Source organism: Specibacter sp. NPDC078692 (assembly GCF_040686835.1).
Classification (GTDB): domain Bacteria; phylum Actinomycetota; class Actinomycetes; order Actinomycetales; family Micrococcaceae; genus Specibacter.
The window spans coordinates 1-24458 of the sequence record NZ_JBFBLV010000012.1 but is presented as its reverse complement, the minus strand read 5'-3'; the positions used below and the strand labels follow the sequence as shown (position 1 = coordinate 24458).

At 60.7% G+C, this 24458-nt stretch carries 20 protein-coding genes; 13 read left to right on the top strand and 7 right to left on the bottom strand.

Features of this window, described 5'->3' with window-relative positions:
* Positions 1 to 22 precede the first annotated feature (22 nt).
* The 3 genes from AB0O97_RS10240 (at position 23) to AB0O97_RS10230 (ending at position 5965) form a co-directional block, all read left to right on the top strand.
* Positions 23 to 2932, top strand: coding sequence for a DEAD/DEAH box helicase (locus tag AB0O97_RS10240; protein WP_363882195.1), 2910 nt, complete (start codon positions 23 to 25; stop codon positions 2930 to 2932).
* A 172-nt stretch (positions 2933 to 3104) separates the two neighbouring features.
* Entirely contained in the window at positions 3105 to 4766 is a 1662-nt protein-coding gene (locus AB0O97_RS10235; RefSeq protein WP_363840627.1) for an amidohydrolase family protein, read from the top strand.
* A 467-nt stretch (positions 4767 to 5233) separates the two neighbouring features.
* Entirely contained in the window at positions 5234 to 5965 is a 732-nt protein-coding gene (locus AB0O97_RS10230; RefSeq protein ID WP_363841420.1) for a polyprenol monophosphomannose synthase, read from the top strand.
* A 279-nt stretch (positions 5966 to 6244) separates the two neighbouring features.
* Here the strand turns inward: AB0O97_RS10230 and AB0O97_RS10225 are convergent, their stop codons facing one another.
* The 4 genes from AB0O97_RS10225 to AB0O97_RS10210 all read right to left on the bottom strand — a co-directional run bounded on the left by AB0O97_RS10225 (position 6245) and on the right by AB0O97_RS10210 (position 9749).
* Positions 6245 to 6586: an RNA polymerase-binding protein RbpA gene (locus AB0O97_RS10225; protein WP_363840630.1), complete on the bottom strand. Its 342-nt coding sequence runs from the start codon at positions 6584 to 6586 to the stop codon at positions 6245 to 6247.
* 174 nt (positions 6587 to 6760) lie between these two features.
* A complete protein-coding gene (locus AB0O97_RS10220; RefSeq protein WP_363840632.1) occupies positions 6761 to 7696 on the bottom strand; it encodes an SPFH domain-containing protein in 936 nt (311 codons plus the stop codon).
* 85 nt (positions 7697 to 7781) lie between these two features.
* The gene (locus AB0O97_RS10215) at positions 7782 to 8276 is read right to left on the bottom strand and encodes an NfeD family protein (RefSeq protein ID WP_363882193.1); all 495 of its coding nucleotides are present in this window, start codon (positions 8274 to 8276) and stop codon (positions 7782 to 7784) included.
* Between the two features lie 63 nt (positions 8277 to 8339).
* Positions 8340 to 9749 carry a PLP-dependent aminotransferase family protein gene (locus AB0O97_RS10210; RefSeq protein ID WP_363882191.1) on the bottom strand — a complete coding sequence of 470 codons (1410 nt, stop codon included), beginning with the start codon at positions 9747 to 9749 and terminating at the stop codon, positions 8340 to 8342.
* Positions 9750 to 9809: 60 nt separating this feature from the next.
* Between AB0O97_RS10210 and AB0O97_RS10205 the strand changes: the two genes are divergently transcribed.
* Positions 9810 to 10475, top strand: coding sequence for a hypothetical protein (locus tag AB0O97_RS10205; protein WP_363882189.1), 666 nt, complete (start codon positions 9810 to 9812; stop codon positions 10473 to 10475).
* Positions 10476 to 10485: 10 nt separating this feature from the next.
* Here AB0O97_RS10205 and AB0O97_RS10200 read toward each other — a convergent pair whose 3' ends face one another.
* Both AB0O97_RS10200 and AB0O97_RS10195 read right to left on the bottom strand, forming a co-directional pair.
* A complete protein-coding gene (locus AB0O97_RS10200; protein WP_363840644.1) occupies positions 10486 to 11391 on the bottom strand; it encodes a putative RNA methyltransferase in 906 nt (301 codons plus the stop codon).
* 61 nt (positions 11392 to 11452) lie between these two features.
* Entirely contained in the window at positions 11453 to 12094 is a 642-nt protein-coding gene (locus tag AB0O97_RS10195) for a peptide deformylase (RefSeq protein WP_363882187.1), read from the bottom strand.
* Between the two features lie 333 nt (positions 12095 to 12427).
* Between AB0O97_RS10195 and AB0O97_RS10190 the strand changes: the two genes are divergently transcribed.
* Together AB0O97_RS10190 and AB0O97_RS10185 are read left to right on the top strand one after the other, a co-directional pair.
* Positions 12428 to 12754: a PASTA domain-containing protein gene (locus AB0O97_RS10190; protein WP_363840650.1), complete on the top strand. Its 327-nt coding sequence runs from the start codon at positions 12428 to 12430 to the stop codon at positions 12752 to 12754.
* Between the two features lie 90 nt (positions 12755 to 12844).
* Positions 12845 to 15655 carry an aconitate hydratase gene (locus tag AB0O97_RS10185; RefSeq protein WP_363882185.1) on the top strand — a complete coding sequence of 937 codons (2811 nt, stop codon included), beginning with the start codon at positions 12845 to 12847 and terminating at the stop codon, positions 15653 to 15655.
* A gap of 253 nt (positions 15656 to 15908) precedes the next feature.
* On the opposite strand, the gene AB0O97_RS10180 is transcribed toward AB0O97_RS10185, so the two are convergent.
* Positions 15909 to 16259, bottom strand: a complete 351-nt coding sequence (locus AB0O97_RS10180; RefSeq protein ID WP_363840656.1) for a metalloregulator ArsR/SmtB family transcription factor — start codon at positions 16257 to 16259, stop codon at positions 15909 to 15911.
* Between the two features lie 98 nt (positions 16260 to 16357).
* Here AB0O97_RS10180 and arsB point away from each other — a divergent pair, with 98 nt between their 5' ends.
* The 7 genes from arsB (at position 16358) to AB0O97_RS10145 (ending at position 24189) form a co-directional block, all read left to right on the top strand.
* A complete protein-coding gene (arsB, locus tag AB0O97_RS10175) occupies positions 16358 to 17437 on the top strand; it encodes an ACR3 family arsenite efflux transporter (RefSeq protein ID WP_363882183.1) in 1080 nt (359 codons plus the stop codon).
* A gap of 53 nt (positions 17438 to 17490) precedes the next feature.
* Positions 17491 to 17910: an arsenate reductase ArsC gene (locus tag AB0O97_RS10170; RefSeq protein ID WP_363882182.1), complete on the top strand. Its 420-nt coding sequence runs from the start codon at positions 17491 to 17493 to the stop codon at positions 17908 to 17910.
* 49 nt (positions 17911 to 17959) lie between these two features.
* Complete coding sequence (locus AB0O97_RS10165; RefSeq protein ID WP_363882180.1) at positions 17960 to 19063, top strand: FAD-dependent oxidoreductase; 1104 nt, start codon at positions 17960 to 17962, stop codon at positions 19061 to 19063.
* Positions 19064 to 19072: 9 nt separating this feature from the next.
* Complete coding sequence (locus tag AB0O97_RS10160) at positions 19073 to 19762, top strand: hypothetical protein (RefSeq protein ID WP_363882178.1); 690 nt, start codon at positions 19073 to 19075, stop codon at positions 19760 to 19762.
* A gap of 185 nt (positions 19763 to 19947) precedes the next feature.
* A complete protein-coding gene (locus AB0O97_RS10155; protein WP_363840668.1) occupies positions 19948 to 20505 on the top strand; it encodes a GNAT family N-acetyltransferase in 558 nt (185 codons plus the stop codon).
* 212 nt (positions 20506 to 20717) lie between these two features.
* Positions 20718 to 23102, top strand: coding sequence for an excinuclease ABC subunit UvrA (locus tag AB0O97_RS10150; protein WP_363882176.1), 2385 nt, complete (start codon positions 20718 to 20720; stop codon positions 23100 to 23102).
* Positions 23103 to 23118: 16 nt separating this feature from the next.
* Complete coding sequence (locus AB0O97_RS10145; protein ID WP_363882300.1) at positions 23119 to 24189, top strand: bifunctional GNAT family N-acetyltransferase/GrpB family protein; 1071 nt, start codon at positions 23119 to 23121, stop codon at positions 24187 to 24189.
* Positions 24190 to 24458 lie beyond the last annotated feature (269 nt).

Sequence of the window (24458 nt, the reverse complement as noted above, 5' to 3'; positions counted from 1 at the left end):
CTGGCTGACGTAGGCTTGTACTATGCCCACATCAGACATGCTAAGTCCTTCCGAACGATTCTTGGCAGCGAAGCTGCGGGTTCAAGATGACAGATCCGATCTTGGGGACTTCAAAGCGGGCCTGAATTTTGACCTTGACGAGTTTCAAAACACCGCGTGCCGCGCCGTTCAGGCCGGTCGCGGTGTTTTAGTTGCTGCACCTACCGGCGCCGGGAAAACCATCGTAGGCGAGTTCGCTGTTTATCTAGCTCTGCAACGTGGGAACAAGGCGTTCTACACCACCCCCATCAAGGCCCTGAGCAATCAAAAGTTCCAGGAATTTTGTGCCAAATATGGCGCAGAAAACGTAGGCCTGCTAACCGGGGATACCAGCATCAATTCCGAAGCGCCCGTAGTGGTCATGACCACCGAGGTACTCCGGAACATGCTGTACGCCGACTCCCACACACTGACCGGTCTGGCCTACGTGGTCATGGATGAGGTCCACTACTTGGCCGACCGCTTCCGTGGGGCTGTGTGGGAAGAAGTGATCATCCATCTTCCCAGTGAAGTCTCCGTCATTTCACTGAGTGCAACCGTCTCCAACGCAGAAGAATTTGGTGCCTGGCTAGGTAGCGTCCGGGGCGACACCGCCGTGGTGGTCTCCGAGCACCGCCCGGTGCCGCTATGGCAGCACATCATGGTCCGCAAGGACTTGGTGGACCTCTTCGCCGAGAACGTAGCGTTTGATGAAATTGCCCCCGAAACGGTGGGCCCCGGAACCCAAGAACGCCGGGCCGTCAGTACGGCCAAAACCCCCAAAATCAACGCTGAACTACTCAAACTTGCCCGCAGCGAATCCGTCAGCACCGGAAGGGGCTCAAGCCACGGCCGTAGAGGTGGCGGCGGATCTCGCGGCCGCGGCTACCAGGACGCTTCCCGGCAGGATCACGGCACCCGCAACGGAGGTTCCCAGGGCAGCCCTCAGGGGTGGGCCCGCGCCGCCTCCCGCCCGCAAGTCATCAGGGCGCTGGAGAGCAAGAACCTGTTACCTGCCATCACCTTTATCTTTTCCCGTGCCGCCTGCGACGCCGCCGTACAACAATGTTCGGCCGCAGGGCTCTGGCTGACCACAGCTGAGGAACAAGTCGAGATTGCGCGCCGTGTAGACACAGCCTGCGCGGAACTTCCCGACTCGGATAGGGAGGTACTGGGTTATTGGGGCTGGCGTGACGGTCTCCTGCGAGGACTCGCCGCCCACCACGCAGGGATGCTGCCCAGTTTCAAAGAAGTGGTGGAAGACCTGTTTGTGGACGGACTGGTCCGCGCCGTCTTCGCCACTGAAACGCTGGCCCTGGGCATCAATATGCCAGCCCGCACCGTGGTACTGGAAAAACTTGAGAAATACAACGGCGAGGCTCATGTGGGCATCACCGCGGGCGAGTACACCCAGCTGACAGGCCGCGCCGGGCGGCGTGGCATCGACGTTGAAGGTCACGCCGTAGTGCTGTGGCAGCCTGGGACAGACCCGGCCGCTGTGGGCGGCTTGGCTTCCAAGCGCACCTACCCGCTGAACTCGAGCTTCCGCCCCACCTACAACATGAGCATCAACCTCATCGCCCAATTTGGCCGGGTCCGTACGCGCTCCATTTTGGAATCCTCCTTTGCCCAGTTCCAGGCCGACCGTTCAGTGGTTGATCTGGCACGCCAAGTCCGTTCCCGCGAGGAATCACTGTCGGGGTACGAAAAGTCCATGACCTGCCATTTGGGGGACTTCAACGAGTACGCCAAACTGCGCCGGGAACTCTCGGATCACGAGTCCGGCGCGTCCAAGTCCAAAGCCAAGCAGCGCCGTGACGCCGTAGCCCAATCCATGTCGAATCTGCGCGCTGGGGACGTGATCATGGTGAGCGGCGGGCGCAACCCGGGCTACGCCGTCGTACTTGATGAAGACAGCAAAGCGCGCGTACCGCGGCCGGGTGTATTGGGTATGGATAAGGAATACCGGCGCCTGAACGTGCAGGATCTCGACGGGCCCGTGGAGCCGGTGGGCCAAGTACGTGTCGCCAAGGGGTTCAATCCCAAAGTGCCCAAGGACAAACGCAACCTGTTGGCCGCTGTCGAGGCCAAGCTGGCCGAGCCCGCAGCGCAGCGTCCACACCGCTCAGCTGCCTTCTCATTTGCTGGATCTGCCGCGGCCGACGACGAGGCGATCGCCACGCTGCGCCGAAACCTGCGCGCCCACCCGTGCCACGGCTGTAGCGAGCGTGAGGATCATGCGCGTTGGTCCGAGCGCTGGTGGAAACTGCGGAAGGAAACAGATGGCATAGTCCATGCCATCCAGGCCCGCACCAACACCATCGCCCGAACCTTTGACCGGGTGATTGATCTGCTGGCCAGTTATGGATTCGTGGTGGCTGATCCTTCCGGGAACCTGGTGCCTAGCGAGGACGGCCAACGCTTGCGACGCGTGTACGGTGAGAAGGACCTGCTCATTGCTCTGGCACTGCGCAAGGGTGCCTTTAACGATCTCGATGCGCCGGAACTTGCGGCGTTTGTGACCACGCTGGTCTACCAATCCAAGCGCGACGCCGAGGGCACCCGCCCGCGCATGCCCAGCGTCAGTCTGGAACAGGCAGCCGAAGACGTAGTGGTGTTGTGGTCTGCGCTGCAGGACGCTGAGGAATCGCACAAGCTGCCGCTGACCAGCGAGCCCGAGATGGGGTTGGTGTGGGCCATGTACAAATGGGCCAAGGGGCGGAGTCTGCACGATGCCCTGAACAGCACCGACCTGGCGGCGGGTGACTTTGTGCGCTGGACCAAGCAAGTGATCGACCTTTTGGGCCAGCTCTCCCAGGTCCCAAATGTGCAGCCCGGTTTTTCCGGAACCTGCCGGAAAGCTGTTGAACTGCTACGCCGCGGCGTGGTGGCGTATACGACGGTGGAGAACTAGAAGTAGTAGACACGGGGACTCCGTTGCACAGGTGCACAGGTTGCGCAGGGCGTCCACCTCCGATCCGAGGGTCACCGTGCCGAAATGCCGAGGCCCGAAGCGTCACGATTTTTGTTGGATTATTTTTATTGAATTTTGTCCAGGTTGGACATTGTGAAAGGACCATAAAGCCATGTCTTTAACCCTGTACCGCAACGGTTCGGTATACAGCTCTGTAGACCCGCTGGCCACGGCCATGCTGGTAGATGGCGACGTGGTGGCTTGGGTGGGCTCCGAACACGCTGCCACTTCGCTGCTGGATTCGCGTATGCGGGAAGTGAACTTGGCAGGGGCTTTGGTAACACCGGGGTTCGTTGATTCACACACGCACATCACCGAGACCGGTTTGGCGATGAACTCAGTGGATCTTTCCGGGGCCGGTTCTGCCAGAGAGGTCCTGGAGTTGGTCGCCGCAGCATCGGCGTCCGCGACTGACGGAGCCGCGAATGCCGGAGTGCTGCTGGGTCATGGCTGGGATAACTCACTGTGGCAAGACACACGCTTGCCCAGTGCAGTCGAGCTGGATAACGCCACGGGCGGGGGAGAGGTTTATCTGGCCCGCGTAGATGTGCACTCCGGGCTCGTTTCCGCCACTCTAGCCCAGCGGTGCTCGCTGGCCGGCTTGGCTGGTTGGGACGGTGACGGCTTGGTCAGCGGCGCTGCCCATATTGCCGCACGTGATGCGGCCCGTAATCTCACGCCAGAGCGTCGTGAGTCCGTTCAGCGTAATGCGCTTCGGCACGCGGCCGCGAACGGTTATGTGGCCTTGGCCGAGATGGCTGCCCCTCATGTGGGTTCACCCGCAGACCTGGCAGCTCTCGTGGCGCTGGGTGCCAGCGACGCCACCGAGGCGCTTCCTGAAGTGCTGCCTTACTGGGGGCAGTTGGTTTCCAGCGCCGATGAGGCCCGTGCAGTGATGGCAAGTCTCGGCGTCGCTGTTTTAGGCCTTGCTGGCGACATCAACATTGATGGCTCCCTGGGCTCACGCTCGGCCTTGCTGCGCCAACCCTACGCCGACGCCCCTGAAAACTACGGCACAGCCCACCTCACGGTAGAGCAGGTGGCCGACCACTTTGCTGCCACCTCAGAGCTGGGGCTGACCGGGGGCTTCCATGTGATTGGCGACGGAGCCATGGAGATCGCCGTGCAAGGCCTCGAGCGTGCTGCCCAGCGGGTAGGCGTCGATCAGATCAGAGCCGCCGGGCACCGTCTCGAACATGCAGAAATGGTCGACGCCGCAGCCATGGACGCCCTTGCGAAGTACTCCGTGACGGTTTCTGTTCAGCCTGCCTTCGATGCACAGTGGGGAGGTGCTGAGGGTATGTATGCGCGCCGCTTGGGAGCTGAGCGCGCCAGCGATCTGAATCCCTTGGGTCGGTTCTATGCGGCCGGTGTTCCGCTCTGCTTTGGCTCAGATACTCCGGTGACGCCCCTGAACCCTTGGGCCAGCGTTAGGGCTGCACTGAACCACCACAACCCCGCTGCGAGGGTCTCAGCACGGGCTGCCTTTATTGGGCACACCCGCGCTGGCTGGCGAGCAGCAAAGACCGAGAACCCGTTCATGGGCCAGCTGGGCCCGGGTGCGCCGGCAAGCTTCGCCATTTGGGATGTGGAGCAGCTCATGGTCCAGGTGGCCGATGAGCGCGTGCAGTCGTGGTCCACGGATCCGCGGGCGCGTACTCCGTTGCTTCCAGCCCTGGACACTGGCAGTGACCCGCGTTGTCTCCAGACGGTCCACCAAGGACGGGAACTGTATGCTGCCGCTGACTTCGATGTGGCGGATCCCACGCCTTAAGCTCTGTTCTTGTTGTGCGTCTTGTTGAGCGCTCATCCGCGCTGGCAGGGTTGTAAGGATGCTGCCTAACAGGAAAAAGATTGTCCTCGCCTTCACTGTTCTGACCTGCACTGATAGGCATCAGCGCAGGTCAGGGCCATGTTGACAGTCCTGCCGGAGGCAATTAGTTTTAGGGGAGTGGAGAACCTCCTCTGGGAGGCTTCCGGTCGGTATGGATGTCTTACACCTCCGCCGACACTTTGGAGATAAGCTCACGCGCCAGTAGAAAACAGAGCTGTTCTGCGCCTTTGCGCAGATCGGCTTTGGTCCGAAGGCGTGTGGGCTTATCTTTTGCTCCGCGCCCTCGCCTATAATGGATTCTTGGCGCTATCTGCCGGGTCACTGTGAGGAGAATTCCAGTGCCGGCCCGGGCGGAAGTGTTGGTAGCGTCCTCCACCTTGACTATCTTTACGGAAAGGCACCAATTGTTGCGTGTCCTGACGATCATTCCCACATACAACGAGATCGAGTCGTTGCCCAAGACGCTGGCCCGTCTGCGGGCTGCTGTGCCGCATTCGGACGTGCTGGTTGCTGACGATAACAGCCCCGATGGCACTGGCCAGTGGGCCGATGAGTTCGCAGCCAACGACTCCCAGGTTCATGTTCTCCACCGCGCCGGTAAAGAAGGGCTCGGTGCCGCTTATCTGGCTGGCTTCACGTGGGGCCTGGCCGAAGGGTATGACGTGCTCGTGGAGATGGACGCCGACGGCTCCCACCAGCCCGAGCAGCTGCCGTTGTTGTTGGATGCCATTGATCAAGGCGCAGACTTGGTGCTGGGTTCACGTTGGGTTCCCGGCGGCAAAGTAGTCAACTGGCCGCTGCACCGCAAACTGATCTCCACCTGTGGCAGCCTCTACTCAAGGGTCATCTTGGGGATCTCCATCCGCGACGTCACCGGTGGCTATCGGGCTTTCCGCCGCACCACCCTTGAGGCGTTGGACTTCAGCGCGGTTGAATCTGTGGGCTACGGCTTCCAGGTCGACATGTTGTGGCGCGTCTGCCAAAAGGGCATGAAAGTGGTGGAAGTTCCCATCACGTTCGTGGAACGCGAATTCGGCGCCTCCAAGATGAGCGGCAACATCGTCCAAGAAGCCATGGTCAATGTCACCAAGTGGGGCTTGAGCGCCCGTTGGAACAAGCTGACCGGCCGCAACAAGTAACGCCAATCTTCTAAACACTATGCTTCTGCCGCGTACCTCAGAACACAGTACTTAAGCCGTTCCTGGCCGGTGACGTGGGTAGCTGTACGGGCAAGCCGCAGCAGAAGTTGGTGCAGAGACCTGCTCGAGCCCATGAGCCCGAAGCCATTAATCAAAGAAGCCATTAATCAAAGAACGCCCCTGGGAATCTTCCCAAGGGCGTTCTTTGCAGTTCGGTGCATGAGCCAAACCGTATGAGCTAAACCGTATGGTCTAAAGCTCATGCCTGAACTGTTTCGCTTAGACTTTTTCGCCGCGCTTTTCGCGCAGGACGGTCAGTCGGTCGGCCAAGATCACTTCCAGCTCGGGAAGGCTGCGGCGTTCCAGCAGCATGTCCCAGTGGGTGCGGACAGGCTTGTCGTTGGAGGTATCGGGGGCCTCGCCGTTGACCAGCAGGGCTTCCTTGCCGGTTTTGGACATCCACGTGGCCGGGATTTCAGCCTCGGATGAGAATGTGACGAACACCTGCTCGCCATCGGCGCAGCGGTACTCCACACGCTGGCGGGGAGCCGGCTCCACACCTGATTCAGTTTCCATGCTTTGTGCGCCCAGACGCATGCCACGCAAGCTGCGATCGCTCATGACTTCTCCCTCAAATTGATTACTGTTGTTTCAACGCGCCACATCCGCCAGTTGTTCCTGCCCTGACATCTGTGATGCTAAAACTCCGGCCGGGCAAACGCCACGCGGCCAATCACCCATTATACGTGATTGGCCGCGTGGACTATGCAGTTGGTGGTGTTGGCAGGTGCCGGGTTATTGCCCGGCGCCTGCGAGAGGATCGTGCGTCTCGTCCGAGTCAGGTGAACTGGTCCCCAAAACGTTGCCGATTCCCTTCAAAGCCTCGCCCACTTCACTGGGGATGATCCACAGCTTGTTGGAGGTTCCGGAAGCGATCTTGGGCAGTGTCTGCAGGTACTGGTAGGCCAGCAGTTTCTGCGTCGGGTTGCCCTTGTGGATAGCTGAGAAGACCTTCTGGATGGCCTGAGATTCACCATCGGCACGCAAGATGGCCGCTTTAGCGTCACCCTCCGCCTTCAAGATAGAGGACTGGCGTTCACCTTCAGCAGTCAAAATAGCTGACTGCTTGGTGCCTTCCGCGGTCAGAATAGCTGCACGGCGGTCACGCTCTGCGCGCATCTGCTTCTCCATCGAGTCCTGGATAGACAGGGGCGGATCAATGGCCTTGAGCTCAACACGACTAACGCGGATTCCCCAGCGGCCGGTGGCCTCATCGAGCACGCCACGGAGCTGACCGTTGATCTGGTCACGTGAGGTCAGCGCCTCTTCCAAGTTCAAGCCACCCACAACGTTACGCAAGGTGGTGGTGGTCAGCTGCTCAACAGCTTGGATGTAGTTGGCGATCTCGTACGTTGCCGCACGGGGATCGGTGACCTGGAAGTAGACCACGGTGTCAATGGAGACCACCAGGTTGTCTTCGGTAATAACCGGCTGCGGCGGGAACGATACAACTTGCTCACGCAGATCCAGCAGCGGCAACAGACGATCCACAAACGGGATCAAAATGGTCAGGCCAGGATTGAGTGTGCGCTGGTACTTACCCAGACGCTCCACCACACCGGCGCGAGCCTGCGGAATGATGCGCACCGAGCGCACCAGGACAATGACGACAAATATCAGTAGGACAAGAATTACAAACAGCCACACTATTGCGCCGGCTCCGTCTCCCATCAAATCCCCTCTTTTCTATGTTAAGAATCCTGTATCTGCGCATGGGTACACCGCGCAGCCGCGGTGTACCCAGCGCATGAAGTGCTTAGGCTGTTGTTGCTGGTGTCCCGGGTGTTCCACTGGCCTTGTGCGCGGACGGGTGTTTGATGATGGCTGTTGCCCCGTCAATGGCGGCAACTTCAACCGTGGCGCCCACAGGAATATCGGCACCCCCGGAAATCCTGGCAGTCCAGATGTCTCCACCAATTTTGACCAGTCCGCCGCCGGTGCCAACTGTTTCCAGGACTACCGCAGAGTGACCAATGAGGCGCTCTACGTTGGAGAGTTGGTCGGCGGGGCCACGATGCAGGTGGCTCATGGCCAGCGGCCTAATGAGAACTGTTGTGGCCAGGGCAACGACGCAGAAGATGACAATCTGCAACCAGAGCTCAGCGCCAAACAGGAATGCCACAAGTGCGGCGAGTGCTCCTACGGACATCAAGATGAAATACAGATTCAACGTCAGCATTTCAGCGACAGCCAGAAGCAGGAAAACCGTCAGCCAGATGATCCAGCCGAAGTCATTGATCCATTCGAGCATTGAGTCCCCCTTAGGACTTATTTCGTATCTATGACCCTACTACGTCGAGCTGAAAACTTCCGGCTAGATTACTGCTTGAAGGGGCATTCTTGGCGGTTCCGAACCAACCTGTCCAGACAGCGAGCTCAGGATCTGCACACCGTCACGTAATTGCTCGTTGCTATAGCAAAAGGGCAGCCGCAAATGCCGCTCAAAGGCACCGTCAATGCCGAACCGGGGTCCGGGCACCAGACCCAGCCCTTGCGCACGGGCGGTGAGAGCCAGCGCGGAGCTGGACATGGTTTCGGTGTTGATCCACAAAGACAGGCCGCCTTCAGGGACGTCCACCTGCCATTGCGGCATGTACTCACGGAGCAATTGCACCAGCGTGTCGCGGCCGCGCCGCAAGTCTAGGCTGCGACTTGCAGCCATGGACGGCAGATCGTTCATGAGGGCAAGGGCTGCCAGCTGTTCCATCAGCGGGGTGCCAAGATCGACGGCGGGACGGTTGCGTAGGAGTCGAGCCTGCATTTCCCGAGAGCTTCTGATCCAACCGAGCCGCAGCCCGCCCCACGCGATCTTTCCCAAGGACCCCAACGTGATGATGTTGGGGGAGAAGGATGCCATGGGTGGCAGTGGACCACGGTTGATGTCCAGTAGCGCCGTGGTTTCATCCACTACCAAGACCGTTCCTTCCCTGTCAGCTGCTGCGGCCAAGTATTCGCGGTCGGCCACGGACATGCTCAATCCGGTGGGGTTGTGGAAGTCCGGCATCAGGTAGGCCATGCTGGGGGCGGCGCGGCGAATTTGCAAGAGTGCTTGCTGCAAATCCCAGCCAGTTTCCTGTCGTACCGGAAATGCCAGAATGCGAGCGCCCAAGGAGGTGAAGGTGTCTAGGGCGTGGGGGTAGGTGGGCTGTTCAACGAGGATGCGTTCGCCGGGGGAGTACAGGGTCTTCGCCACAAGATTCAATGCATGTTGGGCGCCTACTGTAACCATGATTTGATCTGCGCTGGTGGGCAGCCCTCGATCGCTAAAGCTTTGCGCGATGGCTTCGCGCAGATCCGGCAAGCCCACCATGTCAAAGCCGTCGTGGGAGAGGTAGCAGGGCAGTGCGCTCAGTGCCGTGGCGTAGGCGGATTGGAGGCCGGGATAGGCGGGTGTTGTGGCCTTCGTGAAGTCCAAGGCGATGCCGGGGTGCAGGCTGTGTTCGCCGCGTTCGCGGCCGGGCAAGCGCAGGGTGCTGCCAGATCCACGGACACTGTCCAGAAAGCCGTCCTCGCGCAGCTTTGAGTATGCGGCCGCGACGGTGGTTCGGCTTAGGTCTAGGGCCTGGCTCAGTTCGCGTTCGGCAGGGAGCTTGGCGCCACTGGAGAGCCGCCCATCCATCAAAAGGACCCTGATGCGTTCGGCGAGGGACCGGTAGGCGGGGGCATTACTGCGCCATTCACCGAGTTCGCGCGCCAGCCTGCGTCCAGTGACAAAAGTGTTCATAGGGCCACATTAGTTGAATTGGATCTATGTTGTAAGGCCACTTTCACTAATGATGGACTCATGCGCCAGTTCTTCACGTCTGTGATCACCACCCAAAACCTCTCCGTGCGGTTCGTTCGACTCTTCGTAGGGCTCGTCCTGTACGGCATTGCCATCGCGTTGATGATCAGAGGAAACATTGGCGCCTCACCATGGGACGTCTTCGCCCAGGGACTGTCTCGCGCAGTGGGTATTTCCTTTGGGCTGTGCACCATCATTATCAGCGCTGTGGTGCTGCTGTTCTGGATACCGCTGAGGCAGCGTCCGGGAATAGGCACCATCGCCAACGCCATCCTGGTGGGCGTCTTTGCTGATGTGGGGCTAGCCCTGATTCCGCAGGCCGACCACCTCGCCCTGCAGACCTTGTCCTTTGCCGCAGGTTTGTTCATGCTCGCTTTCGCAACAGCGCTGTACATTGGTGCTGGTCTGGGTCCGGGGCCACGTGACGGTCTGATGACCGGGCTGGTGCGCGTCACCGGTCGCCCTGTGTGGCTCATCCGCACCGGTATCGAGCTGACAGTTGTGGTGGTTGGCTTCCTGCTAGGTGGCGTAGTGGGTGCCGGCACCGCTGCCTTCGCCTTGGGTGTGGGCCCGTTGACTCAGGTGACGCTGCGCTGGCTGCGAGTGGACCTGCACGCTAAGAGCCAGCGCGCCGTCAAGGTAGAGCTGCCCGAGCCTCACCGTTAGAGCCGGAACTCTAGTGCTGGCGGGCCGTGAAGGTAGAAATCCGGAACGCAGCCGTTGCTTCAGTGGTAACAGGTAGCTGAGCCAGACGCTCGCCGAGCTCAACTTCGTCCAGGTGATGACCAGCCGGTCCCATGAGGGCAACGTTGCCAATGTCTGCTGGCCCAAGACGCAGAGGTACCAGTAGCTCGCGACTACCCGCCGGTGTGAAGTGGTCCTCAAGGGAATGCTTCAGCGCAGCTTCCTTGTCCTCTTGAATGCCCAGCAGGCCGGCCTCTTGGGCAATCTCGGCCAGGTGGCTCGCCAGCGGGGTGACCACGATGAGGGTGCCGCCCGGTTTGAGGATGCGCGCAAATTCGCTGGCGTTGCGCGGCGCAAAGACCACAAGTACGACGTCGGCCGTGCCGGCTCCCAGCGGTAGCTCACGCCACAGGTCCCACACAATGTTCAAGGCGGCCGGGTTGCGCCGGGCCGCCCGGCGTAGCGCGAACTTGGAGATGTCCATACCCACGGCAGTCACCGCAGGCGCCATCCCAGGATCCTGGGTCTCCCCGTGGCCCTCATTACATCCGGCCAGTACATGCTGGAGGTAGTAGCCGGTGCCGGTGCCGGCGTCGACAATCAGGGGAACGGCATTTAGGCCTGCGCCAGCTATGAGTTCCTTAACCTTCTCTGCGAGCGCTAAGGCAAGCGGTTCATAGTGCCCGGCGTCAAGGAAGGAATCGCGGGCGGAGACCATTGCTGCTGTATCGGGGACAAATTTGGTCCCGTGACCTGTCAGTAAGTTCAGATATCCCTGCCGGGCAATGTCAAAGCTGTGACCGGCAGTGCATGCCAGAGACGCAGCGCCAGCGGCCGGGGTGGAGAACTCCGATCCGCAATGAGGGCACAACAGGGCATTGACAGCAGAGATTTCCATGCAATCATCTTAGGCGCTCGCAGGCAGAGCAGTTGAGGCTGGGCAGCTGCGGGTCACCAACTCAGAAGCGAAGGCCCGCCTTCGCGGCGACGATGTCGGGATTAGCCCAGTGCTCGCTGTACTGTGCGTTACTGGCCAGTGAACGCGTGTGGGCCTTGTCTATATAGAGGGTGCCGAACAAGTGGTCGGCCTCGTGCTGGACAATGCGTGCCTGCCACCCCGAGAACTGGCGGGTGCGCGCGGTGCCGTGTTCGTCGTCGTACCTCAAGGCAACGGCGGCGGGCCGGTCAACAACCGCCTGCCAGCCTGACATGGACAGGCAGCCCTCATAATGCGAGGCCAGCTTCGGGCCCAGTGGCTCGTAGTGCGGGTTGATGATCGTGAAGTGTTCCAAAGGTTCGCGATCGCGGGCAGCGGCGTTCTCAGGAGAAACTTCGAACATATCTTCGAGCACGGCGAGTTGCAGTGGAATGCCGATTTGCGGGGCGGCCAGTCCCACGCCCGGCGCTGCGTGCATGGTGGCCGTCATGATCTCGATAAGCCGGGCCAGTTCCGTCGCAGTGAGTTGGCCGGTGAAGGGTAGGGCCCGGGCGCGTAGTACGGGGTGGCCGGCCTGCACTATGGCGGGCAGTTCATCGGCGGCCAGGATGGCGGCAACGGTGGCGCGCAGGTAGGAGTCATCGATGGTCAGTGGCTCAGACATTGCCGCCCCCGACAACCCCGGCTACCCTACCTACCCCGGCTGCATCGAATTCATTGCTCTCTAACAAGGTGAAACCCTGCATATCCGTACCGTGCACTGTCATGCCGCGCGCTCCTGGGTCTGATGATTGTCTCTGCTGATGTCTCTGCCAATGAGGAGGCCCTGTGTCGATCCCCGTTCCTATTGTGCCAAGCAATGAGTGATGCGCGTGCCTTTAGGGTGCGCGGCCCATGACTCGCCGCAGGGCCCTACCCAACCCACCGGGGCTATTCTGGGGGAAGCTAAGGACCGGGTTCACCGTGCTCGCTGTTATGACCGATGGGAGATGCGCAGATGGTTCAACGCAGAACGGTGGCTGTTCCTGATCTCGTGGGTCAGCCTGTGCATATTGCAGAAGAGATGGCGGCGAACCTTGGGCTGCTTCTCTCCAGCGGTGATCCTGACGGGCAGGGGCTCCATTCGCGCACATGGCCCGGGCTGTTCTGGGTGACCGCCCAAGACCCTTCGGTGGGGTCGTTCCTCGAGTGGGGCAGCGACATCCGGATCACTTTCATGAAGGACGGTCAAGCCCGCAGTGACGTGCCCGCGCAGCCGAGTGGGCCTGCGCCCACGCTGAAGAACCACGCAGACGATGCTGCAGATCCCGACAGGGACTCGTGAGAGCGGCTAAGGAGACTCGCTGCACTCTTGCCTTCTGCGCTATTCGGGGCCATGGTGGCATAAAGGGTTGGTTCGACTAAGGGGATAGACATGTCTTCGAATAGTTTCGATGCGCGCAGTGAGCTCGTGGTTGACGGCGAGCGCTATGAGATTTACCGGCTTGATGCCGTGCCGGGGTCGGAACGGCTGCCGTACAGCCTGAAGATCCTGCTGGAGAACCTGCTCCGCAATGAGGATGGGCGCCTGGTCACCGCGGATCAGGTGCGTGCCGTGGGGGAGTGGGACCCTGCAGCTGAGGCCAGCAAGGAGATCCAGTACACCCCGGCGCGCGTGTTGATGCAGGACTTCACCGGTGTCCCCTGCGTGGTTGATCTGGTGGCCATGCGCGACGCCATGGCTGATTTGGGCGGGGATCCCACCAAGATTAACCCGCTCATTCCCGGGGAGCTGGTCATTGACCACTCCGTCATTGCCGATGTTTTCAACCGGCCCGACGCTGTGACCCGCAACTCCGAGTTTGAATTCCACCGCAACAAGGAACGGTATGAGCTGCTGCGCTGGGCCCAGCAATCGTTCGCCGACTTCCTGGTGGTTCCGCCAGACACCGGCATCTGCCACCAGGTCAACCTTGAGTACCTCTCCCGGGTGGTGTTCACAAGAACGGTCGACGGCGTGGCGCAGGCTTATCCCGACACTCTCGTGGGCACTGACTCGCACACGCCCATGGTGAATGGCTTGGGCGTGTTGGGCTGGGGTGTGGGTGGCATTGAGGCTGAGGCTGCCATGTTGGGCCAGCCGATGAGCATGCTGGTCCCACAGGTGGTGGGCTTCAAGCTCACCGGTGAGCTGCCAGAGGGCACCACCGCCACCGACCTGGTCCTGACCGTCGCCGAACTGCTGCGCAAGACGCGGGTGGTGGGGAAGTTCGTGGACTTCTTCGGCCCCGGCGTTGCCAATGTGCCGTTGGCCAACCGTGCCACCCTGGGCAATATGAGCCCCGAGTACGGCTCAACCTGCGCCATCTTCCCGATCGACCAGGAAACCCTGGGCTACATGCGCCTCACCGGCCGCTCCGAACACCAGATCGCACTGGTGGAGGCCTACGCCAAGGAGCAGGGGATCTGGCACGACCCCAACCACACCCCGGACTACTCCCAGATCGTGGAACTAGATCTCTCCACGGTGGAGACCTCCATCGCCGGGCCCAAGCGCCCGCAGGATAGGATCCCGCTGCGCAGCGCCACCCGTGCGGTCCGAGGACTGCTCGCAGGGGAGAGCCAGGATGTTGCCGTCATGGCCGGCGGGCTCGACGATGCCGGGGATGAGTCCTTCCCGGCGAGTGACCCCGTGGCCATCAGCACCCGAATCCCGCGCGACGAGCCACCGCACGTCTACGCGGACAGCGGTGATGAAGACGCAGGTGACGGGCTCGACTGGCCCAGCGACCCGGCGTCGTTCATCCTTGACGGGGCACAGATGAGCCTGGACCACGGCGACATAGTCATCGCCGCCATCACCTCCTGCACCAACACCTCCAACCCGTCGGTCATGATCGGAGCAGGGCTGCTGGCGAAGAAGGCCGTGGAGCTGGGCCTGGACCGCAAGCCCTGGGTCAAGACCACACTGGCCCCGGGCTCACGCGTCGTCACCGACTACCTCGACCGGGCCGGGCTCAGCCCATATTTGGACAAGATCGGCTTCAGCCTGGTGGGTTACGGCTGCACCACCTGCATCGGCAACTCCGGCCCGCTCATCCCCGAGGTCAGCGCCGCCGTCAATGGCAATGACCTGAACGTCTCCGCCGTGCTCTCCGGCAACCGCAACTTCGAGGGCCGCATCCACCCCGAAGTCAAGATGAACTTCCTCGCCTCCCCGCCCCTGGTCATCGCGTACGCGCTCGCAGGCAGCATGCACGTGGATCTGCTCCGGGACCCCTTGGGCACCTCCGCCGCCGAGGAACCGGTGTTTCTGAAGGACCTTTGGCCCACGACGGCGGAGATCAAGGAAGTGGTTGACGCCAGCCTCGAGGCGCACATGTTCACGGACGGCTACGCGGATGTCTACCACGGCGATGAGAACTGGCGTGGCATGGAGGTGCCCGAGGGCGACATGTTCGCCTGGTCCGACGACTCCACCTATGTGCGCAAGCCACCCTACTTTGACGGCATGGAGCGCGAACCGGCGCCCGTCACCGACATTGAGGGTGCCCGCGTGCTGGCGCTGCTGGGAGATTCGGTCACCACCGACCACATCTCCCCGGCCGGCAATATCCGTGCGTCGTCTCCGGCAGGTGAATATCTGCTGGAGAACGGCGTGGCCCGGGCCGACTTCAACTCCTACGGCTCCCGCCGTGGAAACCACAACGTGATGATCCGCGGCACCTTCGCCAACATCCGGCTGCGCAACCAGCTGGTGCCAGGCGTGGAGGGCGGCTTTACCAAGCGCTCTGCCGAGGGGGAGGTGGAGACGATCTTCGACGCCTCCACCGCGTACCTGGCTGCGGGCACGCCGCTGGTGGTCATCGCCGGCACCGACTACGGCTCGGGCTCTTCCCGCGACTGGGCGGCCAAGGGCACCATGCTGCTGGGCGTCAAGGCGGTGCTGGCCACCTCGTTTGAGCGCATCCACCGCTCCAACCTGATTGGCATGGGCGTGCTGCCGCTGCAGTTCAAGGACGGCGAATCTGCCACATCGCTGGGGTTGACGGGCTTTGAAACGTACTCCATCGTGGGCCTTGCCGGGGCGAACCCGCTCCCGCGCGAGGTGATTGTCAGGGTTGAATCCGGGGGAGTCACCCGAGAAATCGCGACCGCCCTGCGCATCGACACTCCCGCCGAGGAAGCGTATTACGTTCACGGGGGCATCCTGCAGTACGTGTTGCGTCAGCTTCTGGATGCTTAGGCTCGTGGGTCGAGCGTGAGGTGATGCTCGGATTCGTCCGTTCGCTCACGGGCCCGTACGCCTGCAGCCCGCATCACGGCACAGGGCCATCATATTTCCCGATTGGGGAACGAAACGCTCAGCATGGCGGGACACCAATATTGAGATCACCGGCGATATGGAGCTCGCCGCACGGTATCCCGGTAGCGTCAACATCTCGATAGCGTCAACGCATCTAAGACCGGGCCCTCTGGAGCTGAACCCGGGTGAGCGGTTACAGTCCGGTGATAAGCGCGGCAGCCCGCTCGAGTGCGCCTGGAACCAGAGAGTAGTAGGCCCATGTGCCGCGCTTTTCCCGCTCCAAAAGGCCTGCATCCACCAGAATTTTCAAGTGGTGCGAGACGGTGGGTTGGCCCAAGTCCAGCGGTTCGGTGAGGTCACATACGCAGGCTTCGCCGCCGTCGCCCGCTTTGACAATGGAGAGCAGCCGCAGGCGATTTGGATCAGAGAGAGCCTTGAGGATCCGGGCAGATTCCTGCGCCGCCGCAGAGGACAGCGCGGGTTGGCCGCCGGGCTCGCAACAGAGCTGAGCAGTATCTGTCTTCAGCGTTAATGCAGTGGTCATGCACCCATTATGCCCTTAGATTGACATTTATCGATATAGCGGTCGATACTTTCTATATCGACAACCGTCAATCTAATGCAGAATCGGCAAGGACCCTTGTGAGTACCCAGATCAGGACACCACCCATCGCTGGCGAGGCTGTCGTGGTCGCTAAGCTCTCCACCTTGGACCGGTTCCTGCCGGTGTGGATTATCGCTGCCATGGCCATTGGTCTGTTGCTGGGCAAGTTTGTTCCGGGCCTGAACACTGCCTTGGACGCAGTGAAGATTGGCAGTGTCTCGCTGCCTATTGCCATTGGTCTGTTGGTCATGATGTACCCGGTGCTGGCGAAGGTTCGCTACAACGAAACCGGCAAAGTGCTGGCGGACCGGACGTTACTGATCACCTCGTTGATCATCAACTGGGTAGCGGCTCCGGCATTCATGTTTGCCCTGGCCTGGATCTTTGTTCCGGATCTGCCCGAGTACCGCACGGGGCTGATCATTGTTGGTCTGGCACGCTGTATTGCCATGGTCATGATCTGGAATGACTTGGCCTGCGGCGACCGCGAGGCAGCCACGGTGCTGGTGCTGATCAACTCCGTGTTTCAGGTCTTCGCTTTCGGCGCACTGGGCTGGTTCTATCTTCAGGTGCTGCCCGGCTTGTTGGGACTTCCGACGACGTCTGCTGACTTCTCCTTTTGGGCCATCACCGCCTCGGTGCTGATTTTCCTCGGCATACCGTTGTTGGCGGGTTACCTGACCCGCACCCTTGGCGAAAAGGCCAAGGGCCGTGACTGGTACGAAGGAAAATTCCTGCCCAAGCTTGGGCCTTGGGCCCTCTACGGGCTCCTGTTCACGATCGTGCTGCTGTTCGCACTCCAAGGCGATTCCATCACCTCCAATCCGCTGGACGTAGCCCGAATCGCGTTACCGCTGCTGGTCTACTTCATCGTCGTCTTCGGAGTCAGCATGGTGATTGGCAGAGCCCTCAACCTCGGCTACGCGAAAACCACCACGCTGGCGTTCACTGCCTCCGGAAATAACTTCGAGCTCGCCATAGCTGTGGCGATCGGGACCTTTGGCGTCACCAGTGGCCAAGCTCTGGCGGGTGTTGTCGGCCCACTGATTGAAGTCCCCGTGCTGGTCGCTTTGGTCTATGTGGCCCTGTGGGCACGCAAACGATTCTTCACCCACTAACCGCGATCTGTTTGCCCCGCCATCCCTACATTTACTTCAAGGAGCGTCGATCCATGAGCATCACCGAAACCACTAAGAAGCCCTCCGTTCTGTTCGTCTGCGTGCACAACGCCGGACGCTCCCAGATGGCCGCCGCCTACCTCACCTCCCTCTCCGACGGGGCCATAGAGGTCCGCTCCGCTGGATCCGCACCAGCTGATTCGGTCAACCCCGCAGCCGTGGCCGCGATGGCAGAGGAGGGCATCGACATGTCCACTGAGATCCCCAAGGTCCTCACCACGGACGCTGTCCGGGAGTCCGACGTCGTGATCACCATGGGTTGCGGCGATAGCTGCCCGATCTTCCCGGGAAAGCGCTACGAAGACTGGGAACTTGAGGACCCAGCCGGGCAAGGTGTTGACTCTGTCCGTCCCATCCGCGATGACATCAAGGCCCGCATCCAGACCCTCATCGCCGAGCTTCTGGCCAGCTAACCCCACACTCACACAACTCGCAGTGAAACGCTTGAGGAGGACCACGGACATGACGGAACGACGAAATGATCTACCAGTTGCCATCATCGGTGCAGGCCCGGTGGGTCTGGCCACGGCAGCGAACCTGATCGAACGCGGCATCACGCCTATCATCTTTGAAAAGGGTGCGGACGTGGGTTCGGCCATTCGCCAGTGGGGACACATTCGATTGTTTTCTCCGTGGCGGCACAATATTGATCCCGCCTCCCGCCGCCTGCTCGAACCCACCGGCTGGAGTGAACCCCGGCTCACCTCCTTGCCCTACGGTGCCGAGCTCGTGGAGAAGTACCTCAAGCCGTTGGCTGCGGTGCCTGCCATCAATGCTGCTCTGCGCACCTCCGCCAAGGTGACGGCTGTGAGTCGGGTCGGGATGGATAAATCGCACTCCCGGGATCGCAACGAGCGGCCCTTTTTAGTGCGGGTCGAAACCGCCGACGGGACGGTGCGCGATCACCAGGTGCGCGCAGTGGTGGACACTTCCGGCACCTGGGCGCACCCCAACCCGCTCGGCCAGGCCGGGCTGCCAGCTCCGGGTGAAGCTGAAGCCATGATGGCCGGACTCATCACTGAGCCCTTGCCGGATATTACTGGAGCTGACCGTGCACTGTTCGCAGGCAAGCACATCATGGTCATCGGAGCTGGCCATTCAGCAGCAAATACGTTGCTCGCCCTGGGCCAGCTGGTCAAAAATGAACCAGGAACCCGGGTTAGCTGGGCAGTCCGCGGCGCCGACGCCTCGCGTCTCTACGGCGGAGGAGACCTTGACGGATTGCCAGCCCGCGGACAACTCGGTACGCGCCTTCGCGGCCTTGTTGAGGATGGGCATATCGAACTGCATACTTCCTTCACCACCACCTCCTTCAGCGTTAGTGATGGCTTGGCGGTCACCGGCACAACACCGGACGGGGACGTGACACTGGATGTGGACCTGTTGATCCCCGCCACCGGATTCCGGCCCGATCTGGAGATCTTGCGTGAAATCCGTTTGGAGCTTGATCCAATCGTGGAAGCTCCTCGGGACTTGGGCCCTTTGATCGATCCCGAATTCCACTCTTGCGGCACCGTCCCAGCCCACGGCGCGAGTGTCCTGGCCCACCCGGATAGGGACTTCTAGATTGCCGGGATGAAGTCCTACGGACGCGCTCCTACCTTCTTGCTCTCCACTGGATATGAGCAAGTCCGATCCATCGTCGCTGCCTTGGCTGGAGACCGGGAAGCAGCCAATCAGGTCCACCTTGACCTGCCGGAAACCGGTGTCTGCTCCACAGGCCTCGGCGGCAGCGCCGACACTCCTGCTGCAGACGCCACGGAAGCAGTCGAGCCAGCATCATCGTGCTGCGCCACCCCAGAGCCGCTCCTCGACCGGCACGGACTGAAGGAAGATCCCCTTATGATGAGGAACAATGCAGGAGTCCTGTTCGTGTGTGTGAAGAACGGCGGTAAGTCCCAGATGGCCGGCGGACTCATGCGCCACCTCACAGGAGGCACCGTTACCGTTTATACGGCTGGGACCACACCCGGCGCCGTGCTCAACGCCCAATCGGTAGAATCCTTGGCAGAATTAGGGATCGACATCTCCGGGGAACACACCAAGTCCATCACCGCGGAGATGCTCGCCGACGTCGATCTCATCATCACGCTCGGTAGCGAAGCCGTAGTGGATCAAATCCCCGGTATCGAGATGCGTCACTGGGACACCGATGAACCCTCCCTACGTGGCATTGACGGCATGGAGCGGATGCGGCTGGTGCGCGACGATATCCACGTCCGCGTCAAAGACTTGGCTGCAGAACTGAGCGGAGACAAGAGCTGATATCCGAGAAGCTCCCACGAACGCTGCTATTGGGGGATCTCCCGGTCGGCTGCTGGTTTATCCATCAACGGATAGCACTCCCAGGAGGCGTAGCTGGCTCCCGTGGAAACTTTTGTTACGGCGGGGCTCGCCCGGGAATCCGTGGGCCAAGCCCGTCGCTCTATTGAAACGTGCATAATGCTTTTATGACAGTTCACATCAAAACCGAACGCCTTGCCCTGCGCCCTTGGGAGGAATCCGACGTCGATTTTGTCTTCGATCTTTACTCCCGCTGGGTGGTTCAGCGCTTCATCGGGACCGAGCCGGCCGTGATGGAAAGTCGTTCCGAAGCGGTGGAGCGAGTCCGCCGTTTCATGGAGGTCGGAGAACACCCTGTCCACGGCATTTGGGCCGTGACACGCAAAGAAGATGGCCTGCCCGTGGGTGCGCTGCTGCTCAAACCGATTCCCGCTTCAGGCGAGGAACCGCTGCAAGCCTCGGACGACGTCGAAATTGGCTGGCACTTCCACCCGGATCATTGGGGGAGCGGCTTTGCCTCAGAGGCAGCTACGGCAGTGCTCGAGCACGCCTTTGCCTCCGGTTTGGAGCAAGTAGTGGCCGTGACCAACCCCGCCAACGAAGCTTCCCAGAGCGTGTGCCGCCGCATTGGCATGGAACACCAAGGTTCCACGAAGAAGTACTACAACGCCCGTTGCGAGCTGTTCGTTATCGAGAAGCCAGCCGAAGCGCAGCCCGTTTCGTAACAGTCGGCAGAAGCCAGCAAGGGATCAAGAATTATGAGAATGCCCGGGCCAAGAATTTGGTCCGGGCATTCTCATAGGTGGGGGAGTGAGTTACTCCGGCCCGTAGCGTAATTGAGCAGGATTGAAGAACGAATTCTCACTCCGGAAGTAGCCGTTGGCGCTACAGTGGACAGCGACCGCGCAAGCGGGAAGCCCTAGAGAGAAGAGCCAGGATGAGCCAGGACCTGACAGCGCAGGCTGCCGAGAAGCACTCCGCTGACACCCATGATTTGATCCGCGTGCAGGGTGCTCGAGTCAACAACCTCAAGAACATCAGCGTCGAGATTCCCAAGCGCCGTCTCACGGTGTTCACAGGCGTCTCCGGTTCGGGTAAAAGCTCGCTTGTCTTCGGCACTATCGCCGCCGAATCGCAGCGGATGATCAATGAAACCTACAGCGCGTTTGTCCAGGGTTTCATGCCAACACTGGCGCGCCCCGACGTCGACGTCCTAGAGGGGCTGACCACGGCCATTTTGGTCGACCAGGAGCGGATGGGCGCCAATCCGCGCTCCACCGTGGGCACAGTAACCGATGCCAACGCCATGCTTCGGATCGTCTTTAGCCGGCTGGCGCAGCCCCACATTGGCTCTCCTCAGGCGTATTCGTTCAATGTCGCCTCGATCTCCGGTGCCGGTGCCGTGACCATCGAGCGGGCGGGGGAGAAGGTCAAGGAGCGCCGCAGCTTCTCCATCACCGGCGGCATGTGTCCGCGCTGCGAGGGCATGGGCAAGGTCAACGACTTCAACTTAGCCGCGCTGTTCGACGCCGAAAAATCGTTGTCCGAGGGGGCCATCACCGTACCCAACTACAGCATGGATGGCTGGTACGGGCGCATCTTTGCCGGCTCCGGATTCTTCGACATGGACAAGAAGCTCGGCAAGTTCACCAAAAAGGAACTGCACGATCTGCTCTACAAGGAACCGGTCAAGATCAAGGTTGAGGGCATCAACCTGACCTACGAGGGCATCATTCCCAAGATGCAAAAATCCATGCTGAGCAAGGACGTGGACGCCATGCAGCCACACATCCGCGCCTTCGTGGAGCGTGCCGTCGTCTTTACCACCTGCCCCGAGTGCGAAGGAACGCGTTTGGCCGAGCATGCGCGCAATTCCATGATCGACGGCGTCAGCATCGCCGATGCGTGTGCCATGCAAATCAGCGATCTTGCCGTGTGGGTGCGGTCCTTAGATCAGCCGTCGGTGGGTCCGCTGCTGGAATCGCTGGGGGAGTCCCTGGATTCGTTCGTGGATATTGGACTCGGCTACCTTTCCCTGGACCGCCCGTCCGGCACCCTGTCCGGCGGTGAGGCTCAGCGGACCAAGATGATCCGCCATCTGGGGTCATCGCTGACCGACATCACCTACGTTTTTGACGAGCCGACCATCGGTCTGCACCCACATGACATTGCCCGAATGAACCAGCTGCTGCTGCAGTTGCGCGACAAAGGCAACACGGTATTGGTCGTTGAGCATAAGCCCGAAGCCATCACCATTGCCGATCACGTGGTGGATCTGGGTCCCTTGGCTGGCTCCGCCGGTGGGGAGGTTGTCTACGAGGGCACCATCGCTGGCCTGCGAGCCAGCGGCACCCTGACCGGCAAGCATCTCGATGACCGGACGTCGCTTAAGGATTCTTTCCGGACGCCAACAGCTGCCCTCGAGGTGCGCGGCGCCAATGAGAACAACTTGAAGAATGTGAACGTCGACATTCCGCTGGGCGTGCTGACGGTGATCACGGGCGTGGCCGGTTCCGGCAAGAGCTCGCTGATCCATGGTTCCGTTTCCGGGCGCGAAGGCGTGGTCACCGTAGATCAGGGTGCCATCCGCGGATCTCGGCGCAGTAATCCGGCCACCTACACGGGCCTACTGGAGCCCATCCGCAAGGCTTTCGCTAAGGCCAATGGCGTCAAGCCGGCCTTGTTCAGCGCCAATTCCGAGGGTGCCTGCCCTACCTGCAACGGTGCCGGGGTCATCTACACGGATCTGGGCATGATGGCGGGTGTCTCCACCGTTTGCGAGGAGTGCGAGGGGCGCCGCTTCCAAGCAGCCGTCCTGGAATACCATTTGGGCGGAAAAAACATCAGCGAGGTGCTGAACATGTCCGTGGATCAGGCGCTGGAGTATTTCCGCGAAGGGGAGGCTAGACTACCTGCCGCGGATAAGATCGTCAGCCGCCTGTCCGACGTCGGACTTGGTTACCTCAAGCTGGGTCAGCCGCTCACCACCCTCTCCGGCGGTGAGCGCCAGCGCATCAAACTGGCCACGCACCTGGGGGAGAAGGGCGGCATTTACGTTTTGGACGAACCAACCACAGGCCTGCACTTGGCCGACGTCGAGAAGCTCCTGGGGCTGCTGGATCGGCTGGTTGAGTCAGGGAAATCGGTGATTGTGATTGAACATCACCAAGCCGTCATGGCCCATGCGGACTGGATCATTGATATTGGACCTGGGGCCGGGCACGACGGCGGCACAGTGGTTTTCGAGGGCACGCCGGCTGCGTTGGTGGCCTCGAAAGAGACGCTGACAGGCCAGCATCTGGCGGCTTATGTTGACGCCTGAGGGACCCTTGAGTCAGATGCCCCGCCCCGAAGGAAACTTCGTCAACTATGAACCGGATGAGAAGTCACTCGGTGACGCTCTGGCGCCCGGGCAACTGGTCATTCGCCAAGCCGTTGTGGCCGATATCCCTCGAATAGTTGAGACCAACGAGCAGTCTGGTCAGGATTCTGTGGGCCTCCTCCCGCTCGCAGCGGCGATCTCGGATGAGTCGCGGCTGGTGGTGGTTGCCTGTGTTGAGGGGGTCATTGTTGGCTGGGCTAAAACCCATTTCTGGGCGCAGGCGGACGAGTTGGCTCCGGTTGGGCACTATTTGGGCGGAGTCAGCGTGAAGCCCGAATGGCGGCGGCGGGGGATTGGTATTGCCCTGACACAAGCGCGGTTAGCCTGGATCTGGGAGCGGGCTGCGGTGGCTTGCTACGTTGTGAATGCGGCTAATTTGGCCTCCATAGACCTGCATGAACGATGGGGATTTCGTACTGTTGAGACCGCCGCAAAATTCCACACGACCGAATTCTTAGGTGGCGTGGGGCTACTCATGCGCGCCGTCCGCCCCAGACAACGGGAAGACGTCACGGACGTGGAATTAGTAGGGGGAGTGGAACACCGCAAGCTCGAGCTCCTGCCCTATGACCAGTCTTGGCCGGTGCGCTATGAGGTAGAACGGCACAAGATTGAATCCTCGCTGGGTGAGCATCTTGTGTCGATCGACCACGTTGGCTCAACCTCTGTCCCTGGCTTAGCCGCAAAAGACATTATCGACATTCTGGTCACCGTTCCTGACATCACAGACGAGGAACATTATGTCAAGCAATTGATTTCTGCCGGATACGAATTGCGTGTGCGAGAACCAGGGCATCGCCTGTTAAGGACACCCGCCAAGGACGTGCACATTCACGTGAACGAAGCCGGTGAGCCGGATGCAGCAGAAAAGCTACGGTTCCGGGACCAGCTCCGTCGCAGCGACAATGATCGAGGGCTCTACGAGTCAACCAAGCAAATGTTGCTACGGCGTGACTGGGCTGACATGAATGTCTACGCCGACGCCAAGACCGAGGTCATCAAGGAAATTTTGTCGCACACTCAGTAGAGCTGTGATTCTCCTACATAGGCATCCAGAGGGCAGAAACCCCTGAAATCTGCCACTTTCAGAAATAGTGATATTGCGCCGATAATCTACATTATGTCAAGTAAAGTGAATCTGGGCTCCGGAAGGGGCGCTGCTGTCCTGGCTTATCTAAAGTGACGCAATTCTCCTCTGCCCTTGTCCTGTCTCATTACAGTTAAGGCAATCTCACTTTAGTTAAGGCATCAGGGTTATTTGTCTCATTACAGATGAGGCATTGGCCAGCTGCGTCT